The sequence below is a fragment of the Metabacillus bambusae genome (genome assembly GCF_017497975.1).
Lineage (GTDB): Bacteria > Bacillota > Bacilli > Bacillales > Bacillaceae > Metabacillus > Metabacillus bambusae.
The window spans coordinates 21,168-37,719 of sequence record NZ_JAGDEL010000016.1 but is presented as its reverse complement, the minus strand read 5'-3'; the positions used below and the strand labels follow the sequence as shown (position 1 = coordinate 37,719).

Sequence of the window (16,552 nt, the reverse complement as noted above, 5' to 3'; positions counted from 1 at the left end):
ATCCTTCCCCAACAGACTTGAATCGTTGGTAAAGCAAACTTGTCATTTATTTAGCATTAATAGTTACTTCTATTAAACATACTTCGTATGTTAAGTTTGTAATAGGCACAATGGCTGTCTTGTTAAAAAAGTGGGGAAATAATGAGTTTAGTTTCCTCGATCAGGATGTATGTATAACGTTTTTTGAAAAATGTCTATAGCATATCAATGATCCCAGGATAATGAAAAAAGGTCTAATTCATATTGGAATTGGACCTTTTTTCCATTTTTTTAATAATAGGCACTTACATCATTTTTTTAGGATTGAACCATTTTAAGAGTGGATGAATTTCTTTATCAACAATTTTTAATTCATTCATAATTAATTTTTCTTGATGGTCAGTTATCCAATTTTTAAGTTCTTTTTTATCATTAAATTGGGTATAGTATGTTTCTCCACATTTACCAACCGCATTGACAACATACCTACAAGTATTCCCCATAATCGACCACCTTTAATATAATGTCATGTACTCAATAAGCATTATAACAAGGTTGAAAATTATTTCTAGTCTTTTTTTATATTTTTTTCAAATTGTAGCTAGCATTAGAAAACGATTCAAACTGCAACCTTTATGTTAAAGCATTTATAGAAAAACTGCCTCCACTTTAAGTGGGGTAAGAGCATTCGTATAATTAACATAAACAAACGCATCATACCGGTCTGATATGACTGATGGTACATAATTTCCATAATGTTCATATTTAGGATCATAAACGACTCCAATAGCACGGTGACCTATCGTTCGATTAAATTTATGATGGTTTTCATCGTTAAAGATTAATAGCTTATCACTAGGACCAGCCTTATGCAAAGCATCCTCGAAGCTTCCGGCTTCAGCTGGTGGAATGATCATTTTTTCAAAGTTTACCCCCCATTGATCAGCTGCAATGACTGTCCCGCGATGTGTTCCAAAGCCAACAATAAAGATATCCTCTTTCCCTTTTTGTTCCCTTAGTAATTGTCCAACGTTTACGATACTTTCAGCAGCCATATCAGTTGCCCGTGCATCACCAACATGTGTATTATGTTCCCAGATGATTCCTTTTGCTTGGTTGCCGTAATACTCACTAATTTTATTGATTACCTCAACCATGTGCCGATCGCGAATATTCCAGGATTCGTTATCATTTACTACCATTGTTCTGTAGTAATTTTCAGCATTAGCTGTAATAAGAGCATTTACTTCAAGATTTAAACGATTCTCTGCGGAGTCTAATTGTTTATTTTTATTTAAACAAATTTCTGTTAAAAGCTTGATGACCTCATCATGACATCCTTCTGAATAAAGGGCAGCAGACACTCCATATTTTTCAGGTTGGCGATTAAAGGGTTCAAAACATGTAAATGCTTTTTTGGCATCTTCGAGTTGGGGAGAATGGGTTTTTTCTAAATACTTGATAATTTCATCCATTGATTCCCATAAAGAATAAATATCAATTCCATAAAAGCCAACCTGCGTATCTTTAGGTTGCTTTTGATTATATTCCTTTAACCATTCAATAAGCTCAATCATTTCTTCATTTGCCCACATCCAAGTAGGCCAACGGTTAAAGGATTGTAACACCTCTCTAGCATTTGGAGTGACTTGATCAAAGCCTTTAATATAACGGTTTACATGTTGGCATGCAGGCCAGTCTCCTTCGACAGCTAAAAAGGTGAAGCCTTTTTCTACAATAAGCTTTTTAGATAGTTCAGCACGAATTTTATAATATTCAGACGTCCCATGTGATGCTTCCCCTAATAATACATATTTTTGCATCTCAATCTCATGAAGAAGTGAGTTGAAGTCATTGAGATTGGTTAAGGGTTTTGCATAATCTTTAATGGCTTGTATTAGTTCATTGTTCATAGTTTCATCCCTCTATATTTGTTCTCGTTTTCCATTTTAACCGAGTGAGTGTAAACCCTTTTGGTGGAAATCTTCACTTTATTGTTGTTTATATTCCGCATTGTATGAATTCTCACCTGAATGAACAGATAAAAGAGTATCAGCATAACCAACAAGGCGATTGACAATTTCATCTGAAATTGCATAAACAAGCCGATGTCATTCGCTTTTATGCAATGCAGGATCATCAAAAATAATCGTCGTGTTAATAAAGATATGTTTTGTATCGTACAGATTGTAATGGATGATGGTTTTACCAGGTGCACCACCTGAAACGGGATCTTTATAGCTTGGTAAGAAAATATACCATTCCTCTGCAGTTGGAGATCGAAAGTTTTTTGTGAAAGTCATTCCATTAATTTCTTTTTTAATTTGGTTTTTTAGATCTTCATCTATCACATCAATAATGTTAGCATCCATGATTTGTTCCCTCTTCCTAACAACTTAATCTGCTGGATTTGCCTCTACTGCAATTTCATATGCATCAAGAACCATTGTTTTTTTGAGAGGATCATTTATGCCTATAAGATACTGTTCGTCATCTTCATTCTCGACTTGCATAACAATCGCATGATCAAGCTCATGCTCTGATCTTAATAATGCATAGGTATTTTCTTCCATTGCTAATAATGCTTCAACGACAAACTGCTTTTTGTTACCGTCATCATCCTCAACAGTAATCCAATCTCTTATATAATCATGGGACAAACTTTTTCACCTCACATGCTTTTTAACATTATTATTTCCTCAAAATGTCGTTTGAAAAGTGGGGAAAGTAACCAAAAAGGAACAATAGCGCAAGCGCCCGTTTAGCGACGTAGAAAATAAAGCAATGTATCAGAAGAAAACATCGTCTTACCATTAACATTAGATGGACATCAAGTTAGCGAAATGAAACAAAAAGCAGGAGCGATTGCTGAAAAACTTGGAATTACAAACATAATGAAAAAACGCACCTACGAAATTTCAGGTGGACAGATGCAGAGAGCAGCGATAGCGCGCGCAATGATTCATCAGCCGAAGCTACTACTTGCAGATGAGCCAACTGGGAATCTGGATTCTAAAGCATCAAAAGATGTCATGGAAATGCTAGAATCCATTAATCGTGAACTACAGACAACGATGATGCTCGTCACACATGAACCACTTGCGGCTAGCTACTGCAATCGTGTCGTCTTTATTCAGGATGGAAGGTTTTATTCCGAGATCCATCGCGGTGACAATCGTCAAGCCTTCTTCCAGAAGATCATCGATACTCTTTCCCTGTTGGGAGGTAATGCAAATGACCTTTCGTCAATTCGCGTTTAACAATGTCACCCGAAATAAACGTTTATATGCCGCATACTTTCTTAGTAGTATGTTTACAGTCATGGTCTTTTTTACATTTGCAATTTTTGCGTTTCACCCAGCGTTAACTGGACCTGAGATGAATAAGCATGTAACGTCTGGTTTAACTGTTGCAGCAGGGATTATTTATGTCTTTTCATTTTTCTTTGTTCTTTACTCAATGGGCTCCTTTATTCAGTCGAGAAAAAGAGAATTTGGGATCTTGATGATTCAGAGGATGTCAACGAGACAAATCCGTTCGATGGTGTTTCTAGAAAATATGCTAATTGGATTTTTCGCTACCCTAGGTGGAATTGCGCTTGGTCTGGTATTCTCCAAAGTGATTCTACTTATTGCGGAAAATGTCCTAGTCATCGGTACAGATCTTAACTTTTATTTACCATTAAAGGCTATTTTAGCTACATTTGCTTCCTTTATCCTACTCTTTTTGGTTATCTCTTTTTCAGTTTCGTTTTTATTACGAAGCAGAAAGCTAATCAACCTTATTAAAGGAAACAAAAGGTCGAAAGGTGAACCAAAGGCCTCGATCTTCTTGACAATCGTCGCGATTCTATTACTGGGATGCGGCTACATTACAGCTTTACTTGCAATAGGCATGGCTGTTACAGTGGTCATGGTACCAGTTGTGATCGTCGTGATTATTGGCACTTATTTGTTATTTACTCAATTAAATGTGTATGTCATTAGAAAGCTTAAAAACAAAGAAGCAATCTTTTGGAAGAAAACAAATATGGTTCTCTTTTCAGATCTATCCTTTCGTATGAAAGACAATGCACGGACATTTTTTATGGTTGCGATCATTTCAACTGTATCCTTTTGTGCAATCGGATCACTTTTTGGGTTTCAATCGTTAATCACAGGTGGATTGAAGGATACAAATCCCTATTCAATTACGTACACATCATTTGCTGGATCAACATCGAAAGAGGCGGATATCGCTTTAATTGAAGAAGAACTAAGCAAAAAGAAAGTGAAAACAAAGAAGGCAAACATGACACTAAGTTACTTCGATTTAAGCGATCGAGAGGTACCTACACTTATCGTCAAGCAATCAGACTATAACCACCTCACCGAACTGCTAAATACTGATTCCATCCAGCTTGAAAATGGTCAAGCACTCGTGGTAGGGTATATGCTATTTAATAATAGACTAGCGGAAGAAATGATGAATGAACCGATTGAGTTAAAGTCTGGCGCTGCTAAGCCTATAGAAAAGAACGAATCAGCGTCCATACCTGGAAACTTAGCTTACTATGTGGTCACCGATGAGGATTTCACTCAACTAAAAGAACCAATTGAAAAAGAAGATCTCTTTATTTGGAATGCAAAAGGTGCCCAGCAAGAATTGGTCCAAGTTGGGAAAATATTAGCGAAAAACCTTAAGAAATATACTGAAGACTATCAGTACACTTCGGTTGACTATGAAGTATACGAAATAAACAAGCAGTATGGACCGATCTTGTTTGTTGGATTATTTATCGGAATCGTCTTCTTCGTCTCATCAGGAAGCTTTCTCTACTTCCGTCTATACACTGATCTAGACGAAGACAAACAAAAATTCCAATCAATCGCGAAAATGGGATTAACAGAAGGTGAACTGAAGAAGGTGCTGAACAGACAAACAGCTCTTTTGTTCTTCGCACCAATCGTCATCGCTCTAATCCATGGGGCAGTGGCTCTTACCGCCTTATCAAATATGTTTCAATACAATCTGTTCAATGAGTCTGCAATTGTACTGAGTATCTTTTTCTTGATACAGGTTGTTTACTTTTTTATTGTAAGGTTTTTCTATACGAAGCAGATTCGAGCTGTGATTTAGAGAAGTGCACCTGACAAGTTTTCTGTTGGGTGTTTTTTCGTTTTGGAAACTATATAATTCTTGTACTGAGAATAACACTTTTATATCTAGCTCCAGCGCCTAATGATTCGTAAAAAATTCAATCTTGAAAACTCTTCTGTTTGAAGCTGTAGTTAGCTTCCTAATGTCACCCCTAACTGAATATCCTTACCATTATTGAACATACTATTCGTGAAAAGCTGCTCGTTTAAGGGTGATTAAATGAAAAAAGAAAAAATAAGTGCACTACAACTCTTTTACGTATTAGGAGGATTCGAATGTGGATCAGCGATTGTTCTAGGGTTAGGATCAGGAGCAAAGCAAGATGCATGGATTGTTATTATATTAGCTATGTTTTGTGGTCTTATATTAATGGGAGTATACACACAATTATCGGTTTTTTATCCTGAAGATTCATTGATTCAAATGCTCCCTAAAATAATAGGCAAGTATCTTTCATATCCAGTCATTATTATTTATATTTGTTATTTTACATATATCGCTGCAAGAAATTGTCGAGACTTCAGTGAATTGCTTGCCTCATCAATCTTAGATGAAATGCCAATAGCAATTGTCATTGGGAGTTTTATGATTTTGATGGTTTATTGTTTGCGAGGGGGAATAGAGACTTTTGGTCGAATGGGAGAAATCGTGTTTCCCATTTATATATTTTCAGTCATTATTATTTGGGTACTCTTAATAACTGTTGAAAGATTTACTATTAATAACCTTACCCCAATATTAGGAAATGGATTTAAACCAGTAGTGAAAGAGGTATTCCCAAGTGTATTAACCTTTCCATTTGGTGAATCAATTATCATCACAATGTTGTTACCCTATGTAAATAAAAAACAGCATATAAAAAAGGTTGCTTTATCCGTAATACTATTTTCAGGTTTATTATTAGTGATTAATAGTATCATGATGTTATCGGTTTTAGGGCCAGAAATTTACACTGAAAGTTTTTTTCCTCTACTTGAATCTGCTCAGATGGTATCTATTGCAGACTTTCTTGAGCGTTTCGATGCCTTAGTTATTTTAATGATGGTAGCAGGTGTGTTTTTTAAAGTAGGTTGTTGGACATTTGGTGCTGCTGTTGGCATCTCTCAATTATTTAAGTTAAAACAAACTCATTCCGTACTACTTGGAATTTGTACTATAATTTCAGCCTTATCACTTTTAATTGGAGATAACTTTGTAGAATTTTTAGAATCGGGTATTAAATATATTCCAATATATGTCCATGTACCATTGCAAATTATTGTACCAATATTACTGCTTTGCATTGCCTTTATTCGCAAAAAAATTAGTTATTCATAGTGTTGATTTAATTCAAGGTGCACTTTTTTCAAATGTCTAGTAATTGTATAATATTAAATCATTAAACTTAAGGGTAGCGAAATGACCTGGTTTTTTAAAAAAGAATGTATTAGTAGAGAGAGTAGAGACAATTATGTAAGTTAATAACAAGCTTATAAGAGATAAAATTCCAGAAGTATTTGAAAAAACAGGTAAAAAATACACAATACTCGAATTTTATCAAATGAAGATTACATAAAAAAGTGACAAGAAAAAGTCTTTGAAAAATTAAGAGAGTTTGTGAAAGCAAAGGATATGGAAAGTTCACTTGAGGAACTTGTTGATGTATAGAGATTATCCATGCGTTAGCTGCTTATCATGGCTCTACGATCAATGAAATAGAATAGATAAGAAAAAAGCAAGCTGAAGAACTTGGTGGTTTCAAAAATTAAGTTTACTTAATTGATGTTGAGGATGAGTGAAATTGACGTAATCACATATCAAATTTCATCTATAGGGAGAGCTATGAGTTTTAAATTTCAAGTTGGTGAAATGAAGACTTCCTAATTAAAGACTCAGGAAAAGTATGAAATCCCTAACTCACTTATTATTGATAAACTCTCATTTGATCTTCATTTAAATATAATTTAACAAGTCAAAAAAAATTTAAATTAATTGTAATGGGGTGGGTGCCCTTTATGAGGATTCTGGGGAAAATATCTATGATTTTGATAATAAGAAAGAATATATTAAAATAAATGAGATGACATGAAGGTTTATAATTATAATAAACTCTTAGAGCTATACGAGTATTTGGTTGAGAATGGATTACTGATTATTGAATGCCAAAGAAGGTAAATTGAGATTTGGATACATACTTCTAAAATAGGATCAAACAAAGAAAACAGTCTGTCCCAAGTTCATATCTGAATGGGGTAGTCTGTTTTCTTTTTTAAATACAGATATAATTAACTTAATTAGATTAATAACAAAATAAATAGTATAATGATCGTATTTTTGAATGATTGTACATCTTCATATAGTTAGCTTTATGAAAAATAAGCACGGAGGTAAAAAATGAGAATAGCACTCTATCTAGTTTCAATCATCCTAGCAAACGTCATCACAGCAGCTTTTGCACCACTACAATTTTGGGTTTTTATTGTACCTATGGGCACATTGTTAATCGGTGCAACGTTTATTTTTCGTGATCTTGTCCAAAACAAATATGGTAGAAAAAAGACGTATTTGTTTATTGTGATAGCATTAATCCTCTCAGCACTTGTATCTTTTCTATTAGGTGATACATTAATCATTGTTTTAGCTTCAGCTATTTCTTTCTTACTTGCTGAAACAACGGATACAGAGATTTATACACGCTTGCAACTGCCAATGAGCTGGCGTGTTTTTTATAGCGGCTTGGTTGGAGGATTTTTAGATTCTGTTGTATTTGTCATCATTGGTTTGAGTCCAATTGGAGCGGATTTTCTCCCATGGGAAGCTGTTCCGGCTGTAATTATTGGCCAAATAATAGTAAAGACAGTTATACAAGGACTTGGAGCGATCGTTTTAAGTCAGGTTCATTTGGTTTTAGAAAAAGGCCATAAAACAAACTGAAAAAGAAAAAAATGGTAATTAGAAGTCTGGATATCAAAATGATTCCCAGACTTTTTTCTTTTTGTAAGAAATAAATATTACTGCATCTTCGAGGTCGAGCATCCTTCCTATGGTTGATTGGATCTATTAGGCCATTTTTTATTTAATGCATGGATAAATGTTTTAACATTCTTTTTATCTTGCATGATTGGAGAATATACATAGGAAAGTGTTCGATTAAAGGGCTGATTTTTCAATTGAATGATCGCAAGATTTTTGTGCTGCACATCCCTTTCAATTACACTGCGGGATAAAAGCGAGAGTCCCGTACCATTTATTAGTGTTTCTTTAATTCCTTGATTACTGCTTATCGTTAAAAGTGATTTGACCTTTAAGCCATTTGATCGTATGAAGTGATTAAAATATTCACGTGTACCTGAGCCAACTTCTCTGTTTACCCAGTCTTGATCCTGAAGATCAGCAATTGTCACTTCATCTTTACAGGTGAGTGAATGATTGTTGGATGAAACAATAAATAATTCATCCTGCATAAAGGCGTGTACAGAAACTTCCTTTTCATTTGTATGTCCTTCAATTAACCCGATATCTACTTGATATAACCGAACAGATTGGACAATTTCTTCTGTATTTCCAATGATAACTTGAAGTTCAAGCTCTGGAAAATTTTTTTGAAGATCTAATAGTAAAGAAGGCAAAATATACTCACCGATTGTAAAACTTGCACCTATCTTTAATTCTCCTTTAATGGAGTTATGATGTTCGAGAATATCTTGTCTTGTTTGCTCATAAATTGTGATCATTTGCTTCGCACGTTCGTATAAAATCTCGCCAGTTGGGGTGATTTTTAAGGACTTAGGTGAGCGTAGAAATAATGTCGTATTGAATTCTGTTTCTAAATTTTTAATATGTAAGCTGACACTAGGCTGTGACATACGAAGGATTTCTGCTGTTTTTGTAAAGTTTTTAACTTCAACAAGAGTAATAAATGTTTTTAGCGTGTCATAGTGCAAAGGAAGTCCACCTTATTATTAGGAATTTTAATAGTTGTGATAATTTATATTTATTTTACTAATTTTATGTTTTCCGGTAAAGTTTAATTATTAAACTTGTTACGATAGTTCTAATGGAAGCATTTAAAAAAGCTTATAAGGATAAAACCAACTTGACTTATAGGAATAGTAAAACTATGATGAAATTAATCATATTTTCTGTAAAAAGTGAATTGCAAGAATTGTAGAAATCAGTCATTATTAATAGAATAATGACTGAATAAGTTTATATTCTTTTGTGAGGTGGATATTGTTGCAACTTCAGGTATTGAACAGTCCGTTTAATCAGGAGCAGGCAGAGCTCCTTAACCGCATTCTGCCAAGCTTAACAGAATCGCAAAAGGTTTGGCTAAGTGGGTATCTTGCCGCGAGCCAGACCTCATCCGTTCAGGTAACAACAGAAGCTCCAGTGACAGAAGTTCCAGTCGCGAGCACAGGGCAGACAATTTCAAAAGATGTGACCATTCTTTATGGTTCACAGACAGGTAATGCACAAGGACTTGCAGAGAATACAGGCAAGACACTTGAAGGGCAAGGCTTTAAAGTAACCGTCTCGTCTATGAACGATTTTAAACCAAATAATTTGAAGAAAGTTCAAAATCTTCTTATCGTTGTGAGCACACACGGAGAAGGCGATCCGCCGGATAATGCGCTAACTTTCCATGAGTTTCTTCATGGCAGACGTGCTCCAAAGCTTGACGATCTCCGCTTTTCAGTATTGGCGCTTGGAGACAGCTCATATGAATTTTTCTGTCATACAGGAAAAGAATTTGATCAGCGCTTAGAAGAGCTAGGTGGCACAAGGCTATCTCAACGTGTTGATTGTGATCTTGATTATGATGAGCCTGCAGCAGAATGGCTTGAAGGCGTCCTTGGCGGCTTAAGTGAAGCACAGGGTGGAAGTGCTGCACCTACTCAAGTTACAACAGCTCAAACAGGTCAATCAGCATATTCTAGAACAAATCCATTTAAAGCAGAAGTGCTTGAAAATTTAAATTTAAATGGTCGCGGCTCAAATAAAGAAACGCGTCATCTTGAATTATCACTTGAAGGATCTGGACTCACATATGAACCAGGTGACAGTCTTGGTGTCTATCCTGAAAACGATCCTGAGCTAGTAGGGTTACTACTTGAGGAAATGAATTGGAATCCAGATGAAAGTGTGACGGTTAATAAACAAGGCGAGGTTCGTCTGCTTAAAGAAGCACTCATCTCTCACTTTGAGATTACGGTTTTAACAAAACCACTTCTTGAGCAAGCTGCAAAGCTTTCAGCAAATAAAGCGTTACAAGAGCTTGTAGCTCCAGGTAATGAAGAACAAGTAAAAGCATTCTTGCAAGGTCACGATTTGCTTGATTTGCTCCGCGAATTTGGTCCGTGGAATGCTTCGGCACAAGAGTTTATCTCCATTCTTCGCAAAATGCCGGCACGACTTTATTCAATCGCTAGCAGTATTTCCGCGAATCCAGATGAAGTGCATTTGACAATTGGGGCTGTTCGCTACAATGCAAATGGACGTGAACGAAAAGGCGTCTGCTCAATTTTATGTGCGGAACGTTTACAACCAGGGGACACATTGCCGATTTACATTCAAAATAATCAAAACTTTAAGCTGCCATCAAACCCAGAGACACCAATTATCATGGTTGGTCCAGGGACAGGTATTGCGCCATTCCGTTCGTTTATGCAAGAGCGTGAAGAAGTTGGGGCTGAAGGGAAATCATGGTTATTCTTCGGTGATCAGCATTTCGTCACAGACTTCCTATACCAAACAGAATGGCAAAAGTGGGTAAATGAGGGTGTTCTGACGAAAATGGATGTTGCGTTTTCTCGTGATACGGAAGAAAAAGTATATGTACAGCATCGCATGCTTGAGCAAAGCAAAGAATTGTTCGCTTGGCTTCAAGAAGGAGCAGCTGTTTATATTTGCGGAGATGAGAAAAACATGGCACATGATGTCCATCAAACACTTATTGATATAATCGAAAAAGAAGGCGGTATGAGCCGTGAAAATGCGGAACAGTATCTTGCCGACATGCAACAACAAAAACGCTATCAGCGTGATGTATATTGATTTTGAAGTGAAAGGAGTTTTTTCAACATGGTGAACAAAATTTTAAAAGCACCTGAAGGAAAGCCAAGTGATGTTGAGCGCATTAAAGAAGAAAGTGACTATTTGCGAGGCACACTGGCAGAATCAATGCTAGATTCGCTCAGCGCTGGAATTTCTGATGATGATAATCGCTTAATGAAGCATCATGGAAGCTATTTGCAGGATGACCGTGATCTTCGTAATGAGCGCCAAAAGCAAAAACTTGAACCTGCGTATCAGTTCATGCTACGTGTTCGATTACCGGGTGGTGTAGCAACACCTGATCAATGGCTAACTATGGATGATCTTTCTCAAAAATATGGTAACGGCACCTTGAAACTAACGACACGTATGACGTTCCAAATGCACGGTATTTTAAAATGGAATATGAAAAAAACGATTCAGGGAATCCATGCTTCCTTAATGGATACGATTGCTGCCTGTGGTGATGTAAACCGTAACGTTATGTGCAACTCAAATCCATATCAATCTGACGTTCATTTAGAAGTATATGAATGGGCAAAAAAATTGAGTAATGATTTATTGCCACGCACAAGAGCCTATCATGAAATATGGTTAGATGAAGAGAAAGTGGCCTCTACACCTGAAATAGAAGAAGTCGAGCCAATGTACGGACCGCTTTATTTGCCGCGTAAATTTAAGATCGGTATTGCTGTACCGCCATCAAATGATATTGATGTCTTTTCACAGGACCTTGGATTAATTGCAGTCGTTGAAGATAGCAAGCTGGTTGGCTTTAACGTTGCGATTGGCGGCGGTATGGGTATGTCCCACGGTGATAAAGAAACTTATCCGCAGCTTGCAAAAGTAATCGGCTACTGTACTCCGGATCAAGTTTATGATGTAGCGGAGAAAATTATTACGATACAGCGTGACTACGGAAACCGCTCTGTTCGTAAAAATGCTCGATTCAAGTACACGGTTGACCGCCTTGGACTGGAAACTGTCAAGGAAGAACTTGAAAACCGCCTTGGCTGGAGCTTAGGTGAAGCTAAGCCATATCATTTTGACCATAACGGTGATAGCTATGGTTGGGTGAAAGGTGTTCAAGGTAAATGGCATTTTACGTTATTTGTTGAAGGTGGACGAATTACCGATCTTGAAGATTATAAATTGATGACTGGTATACGAGAAATCGCAAAAATTCATACTGGTGATTTCCGTCTAACACCTAACCAAAACCTAATTATTGCAAATGTAACTAGTCAGAAAAAGAAAAAAATCAACGAACTAATTGAGAAATATGGTTTGACAGATGGTAAGCATTTTTCTGCTCTTCGCCGCAGCTCAATGGCATGTGTTGCTCTTCCAACGTGTGGATTGGCGATGGCAGAAGCAGAACGCTACTTGCCGGGTCTAATTGATAAGATTGATGCCATTGTTGATGAAAACGGCTTAAGAGATAAAGAAATTACGATCCGTATGACGGGCTGTCCTAATGGCTGTGCTCGCCATGCACTCGGTGAAATTGGCTTTATCGGTAAAGCCCCTGGAAAATACAATATGTATCTAGGAGCAGCCTTTGATGGTAGCCGTCTTAGCAAAATGTACCGCGAAAACATTGGCGAAGAAGAAATCTTAAGTGAACTTCGTGTACTTCTTTCTCGCTACGCTAAAGAGCGCACAGAAGGCGAACACTTCGGTGACTTTGTCATTCGCTCAGAAGTAATTAAAGCAACGACAGATGGCACGAATTTTCATAATTGATTAAGTTACTAGAGACAGGGAAAACACCCCTGTCTCTTTTTTACTTTCAGAAAAAGGATAGACTAGGGCAATTGAAGGCAGTTTGTTATACTGAAAATAAATAGCAACAGACCAGAATCTTTTATGAAAAAGGAGCTAAATTACGATGTCAAAGGTTACACCATTCCTTATGTTCCAAGGCAATGCTGAAAAAGCTATGAATTATTACATATCATCGATCGAAGATTCAGAAATAACGAGTATGACACGTTATGGAGCTAATGAAGCTGGTGAAGAGGGAAGTATTATGCATGCTACCTTTTCTTTAAAGGGACAGGAGTTTATGTGCATTGATAGTAATGTTAAGCATGAATTTACGTTTACCCCTTCGTTTTCATTGTATATTACATGTGATACTGAAATAGAAATTGATCAACTTTATTTAGAAATTATCTGATGGTGGAGGCGTTCTAATGCCTTTAGATGATTATTCCTTTAGTAAGAAGTTTGGTTGGATTGTTGATAAATTCGGTGTATCATGGCAGCTTACTCTCCCAAAGTAAATTATGTAGATTGGAGTAGGAGAGATTTTTTCTTGCTTTTATTTATTTATTTATTTATTTGTACTGACCTATATATCTTTTAATTGCAAAAACTGTAGCAGTAATATGTAAAGTAGAACCTAGAAGCCACCCGAAAATTGGAGAGTATACAAATATTGTTTTTAAAGCATATCCTGTGAAAAAGCAAGAGCTTGATAGCAATAAAAATACAACAATCCAGTTAATTAAACATATAGTATCACCTCACATTCATTATACATAACGAATGGAAGAGAAAAGGTTTCGTGAAACAAGGAAATTGCTAATACAAATTATCAAGATGCGTTACTACAAATGTGGTAACGTATTTTTAGTTTAGTGAAAAATTCCAACCAAATTCTTTACATCATTTAAGGGATAGCTCGTTCCTCTAAGTTGTTTATTCACCTATTACTACTTGTATTGAATTGGAATTTTATAACAAATTGGAGGGATTAACAGAAGGAATGACGAATAAAACAAGTAAAGTGTCCTTCTAATAAAAGTGAAAGGAATGAAAATCGTGGAGAAAAGACCAGGAATCAAGGAATATGACGCCTATTTTTCAAGATACGTGAACTTATTACCTGATGGAGATATAGTAGCAATATTGGAGCAGCAAATTAAGGAGACGAACATGTTGCTTCAGAATATAACTGAAACACAGGGGCTGTTTAGATACGCTCCTAATAAATGGAGTGTGAAAGAAATAATTGGCCATCTTACAGATACTGAGCGAATTTTAGGTTATACACTTCTTTGTATATCGAGAGGGGAAAACAAGGAGCTTCCCCGTTATGATAAGGATGTTTATGTACAAAATGCCGCGTTTGATAAACAAACCATAAATGAGCTTGTATTAAATTTAACTATTGTTAGAAACGCTACATTGCAATTGTTAAAGAGTCTTAATCCAGAAGACTGGTTGAGACGAGGGATCGCAAACGGATCAGAAGTTACTGTACGTGCAATGGCTAGTATTCTTGCTGGCCATGAACTTCATCATTGCAATATTATGAAAGAATTTTATTTTGCTTCTAATGACTATCCGTTATAAGGAAAATAAATAACAATACTTGAAAAGTAGTGATTAATCGAAAGAATTTAGATGCATGTAACAATTATATACAGAACAAGTCTTTATAAAGAAACCTTGTAATCTCTTTTCTGTTTTATATATGTAAAGTAACCGTTACTATATGATTAGTTATCAATTCCTATCAACTTAAGATATTGCAAATATACACTGTAAAGATTGGAGGTATATAAATGAACATAGAAATGATAAAAAGGCTTGAAAGTATTCAAAGTAAAATGCATTTCTCAGGTACTGCTTTTGTTGTGGATGGGGAAAGGATTCTCGCAGATGTTAGCTATGGTTACGCTAATCGCTCTGAAAAAATTAAAAATAAAACAGCAACCCGGTATGGTATAGCTTCAGGCTGTAAGCTCTTTACTTCAATAGCAATTTGTCAGCTTGTGGAAGCAGGAATACTTTCTTTCGATTCTACTTTAAGCGAATGTCTAGATTTAAAGTTTCCTCATTTTGACGAAAGGATCACCATCCATCATTTACTGACACATACTGCAGGAATACCGGATTATTTTGATGAGGAAGTAATGGGTGACTTTGAGGAACTGTGGGTCAAAAACCCAATGTATCAAATCAGATGTTTGAAAGACTTTTTGCATTTATTTCAAAATAAGAACATGAATTCACCAATCGGCGAGCGCTTTCACTACAATAATGCAGGGTATATTTTGTTAGGTTTGGTAGTCGAACAAGCAAGTGGGTGTGTCTTTACTGACTACGTTGAAGAACGTATTTTTAAAGAAGCTGGCATGTTAAATTCAGGATATTTTGCGTTGGACTCTCTTCCGGAAAGGACAGCGCTTGGATACATCGATCATTCAGATGGAACATGGAAAACGAATATCTACTCACTACCTGTACAAGGTGGTTCGGACGGTGGAGCATTTGTAACTGTTCAAGATATGATAAAGCTATGGGGAGCTCTCATGAATCATAAATTATTGAACGAGGCGCTTACTAATCAGCTACTAACAGCTCATACTCAAGTCAAAGGGGATAGCTATTATGGTTATGGAATATGGATCAAGAAAAAAGCAAATAGCATCTTTAAATATCATGTAATGGGCTATGATCCTGGAGTTAGCTTTCACGCTGCTATTTATCCTGATTTATCCCTAAAAATCGTTGTATGTTCAAATAAGTCAACAGGGGCATATGAAATGATGAACGGAATTGAAGAAGAGCTAATGAAAAAGAAAGCATAATTAAGCTAAGGACATGCAAAAAGAGGAGGAATGAAAATGGCGCATCCTTCATCAAAAATGTACGACTACCACGTTTGGGCAAATGGAGTTATTCTTGACCGTTTAAAAGAACTTCCAAAGGACATTTATCATAAGGACATTCAAAGTGGTTTTTCTTCGGTTTCTAGGGTGATGTCTCACATTTATTTGACTGATTACACATGGTTTGAAATTATCTCAGGTAGAAGAAATATGAATGAAGCAATGGCTTCCACTGATCAATTAAGAGAACTGATAGAAACAAGCTGTATTGAGGAAATGAAAAAGAACTTTTTAGACTTATCTGAAAAATACAAGGCACTCCTGAACAATCAAGAGGATAGTGAAAAAGTAATTTTGGTTGATAATCCATATGCAGGGGTGCTTGAAACCTCTATTTCTGAAACGATCTTACACGTTGTCACTCACGGATCATATCACCGTGGCAGTATAGCTACAATGTTGCGGCAAATGGGACACACCTCTGTTATGCAAGATTATGGATTATATCTATATTCGAATAATCAGAGCTAACACAGGCAATATCGCCCATTGATTATCCACCAGCTAACAAGTTCACATCAATGGCAATTAGCAAGTCAACACACGAGATTGCATAAATGCTCTCGTGTGTTTTTTAATTGCTGTTTTCGCAAATTTTGTTACTATATAACAAGTATTGTGAATGGTTGATTGCAACGAGAGGATGCTCGCTTTTTCGAGGGGCGAGTGGTGAGCCTCCTCGGTGCACAGTGCCTGCATGAGTCTCACCTGTC

Annotated in this window: 12 protein-coding genes and 3 pseudogenes; 10 read left to right on the top strand and 5 right to left on the bottom strand. The window is 36.2% G+C overall.

Features of this window, described 5'->3' with window-relative positions:
* Positions 1–284: 284 nt before the first annotated feature.
* The 4 genes and pseudogenes from I7822_RS18800 to I7822_RS18785 all read right to left on the bottom strand — a co-directional run bounded on the left by I7822_RS18800 (position 285) and on the right by I7822_RS18785 (position 2,639).
* A complete protein-coding gene (locus I7822_RS18800; RefSeq protein WP_207980626.1) occupies positions 285–482 on the bottom strand; it encodes a hypothetical protein in 198 nt (65 codons plus the stop codon).
* Positions 483–626: 144 nt separating this feature from the next.
* On the bottom strand, positions 627–1,892 hold the full coding sequence (locus I7822_RS18795) for an erythromycin esterase family protein (protein WP_207980625.1): 1,266 nt from the start codon (positions 1,890–1,892) through the stop codon (positions 627–629).
* Between the two features lie 78 nt (positions 1,893–1,970).
* A pseudogene (locus I7822_RS18790) lies at positions 1,971–2,282 on the bottom strand (hypothetical protein).
* A 93-nt stretch (positions 2,283–2,375) separates the two neighbouring features.
* The gene (locus tag I7822_RS18785; protein ID WP_207980624.1) at positions 2,376–2,639 is read right to left on the bottom strand and encodes a DUF1292 domain-containing protein; all 264 of its coding nucleotides are present in this window, start codon (positions 2,637–2,639) and stop codon (positions 2,376–2,378) included.
* Between the two features lie 132 nt (positions 2,640–2,771).
* On the opposite strand from I7822_RS18785, the pseudogene I7822_RS18780 reads away from it, so the two are divergent.
* The 4 genes and pseudogenes from I7822_RS18780 to I7822_RS18765 all read left to right on the top strand — a co-directional run.
* Positions 2,772–3,239, top strand: a pseudogene (locus I7822_RS18780) (ABC transporter ATP-binding protein); the annotation flags it as partial.
* Complete coding sequence (locus I7822_RS18775) at positions 3,214–5,097, top strand: ABC transporter permease (RefSeq protein WP_207980623.1); 1,884 nt, start codon at positions 3,214–3,216, stop codon at positions 5,095–5,097. The pseudogene I7822_RS18780 and the gene I7822_RS18775, both read left to right, overlap by 26 nt.
* A gap of 240 nt (positions 5,098–5,337) precedes the next feature.
* Entirely contained in the window at positions 5,338–6,435 is a 1,098-nt protein-coding gene (locus tag I7822_RS18770) for a GerAB/ArcD/ProY family transporter (protein ID WP_207980622.1), read from the top strand.
* Between the two features lie 1,056 nt (positions 6,436–7,491).
* Complete coding sequence (locus I7822_RS18765; RefSeq protein ID WP_207980621.1) at positions 7,492–8,031, top strand: VUT family protein; 540 nt, start codon at positions 7,492–7,494, stop codon at positions 8,029–8,031.
* 107 nt (positions 8,032–8,138) lie between these two features.
* Here I7822_RS18765 and I7822_RS18760 read toward each other — a convergent pair whose 3' ends face one another.
* Complete coding sequence (locus I7822_RS18760) at positions 8,139–9,041, bottom strand: LysR family transcriptional regulator (protein ID WP_207980620.1); 903 nt, start codon at positions 9,039–9,041, stop codon at positions 8,139–8,141.
* 292 nt (positions 9,042–9,333) lie between these two features.
* Here I7822_RS18760 and I7822_RS18755 point away from each other — a divergent pair, with 292 nt between their 5' ends.
* The 6 genes and pseudogenes from I7822_RS18755 (at position 9,334) to I7822_RS18730 (ending at position 16,310) form a co-directional block, all read left to right on the top strand.
* A complete protein-coding gene (locus I7822_RS18755; RefSeq protein ID WP_207980619.1) occupies positions 9,334–11,154 on the top strand; it encodes an assimilatory sulfite reductase (NADPH) flavoprotein subunit in 1,821 nt (606 codons plus the stop codon).
* A 27-nt stretch (positions 11,155–11,181) separates the two neighbouring features.
* On the top strand, positions 11,182–12,900 hold the full coding sequence (gene cysI, locus I7822_RS18750) for an assimilatory sulfite reductase (NADPH) hemoprotein subunit (protein ID WP_207980618.1): 1,719 nt from the start codon (positions 11,182–11,184) through the stop codon (positions 12,898–12,900).
* Positions 12,901–13,045: 145 nt separating this feature from the next.
* Positions 13,046–13,442 (top strand): annotated as a pseudogene (locus I7822_RS18745) (VOC family protein).
* Positions 13,443–13,983: 541 nt separating this feature from the next.
* Positions 13,984–14,517, top strand: coding sequence for a DinB family protein (locus I7822_RS18740; protein WP_207980617.1), 534 nt, complete (start codon positions 13,984–13,986; stop codon positions 14,515–14,517).
* Between the two features lie 212 nt (positions 14,518–14,729).
* Positions 14,730–15,758 carry a serine hydrolase domain-containing protein gene (locus I7822_RS18735; RefSeq protein ID WP_207980616.1) on the top strand — a complete coding sequence of 343 codons (1,029 nt, stop codon included), beginning with the start codon at positions 14,730–14,732 and terminating at the stop codon, positions 15,756–15,758.
* Between the two features lie 36 nt (positions 15,759–15,794).
* Complete coding sequence (locus I7822_RS18730; protein ID WP_207980615.1) at positions 15,795–16,310, top strand: DinB family protein; 516 nt, start codon at positions 15,795–15,797, stop codon at positions 16,308–16,310.
* The last annotated feature ends 242 nt before the right edge of the window (positions 16,311–16,552 follow it).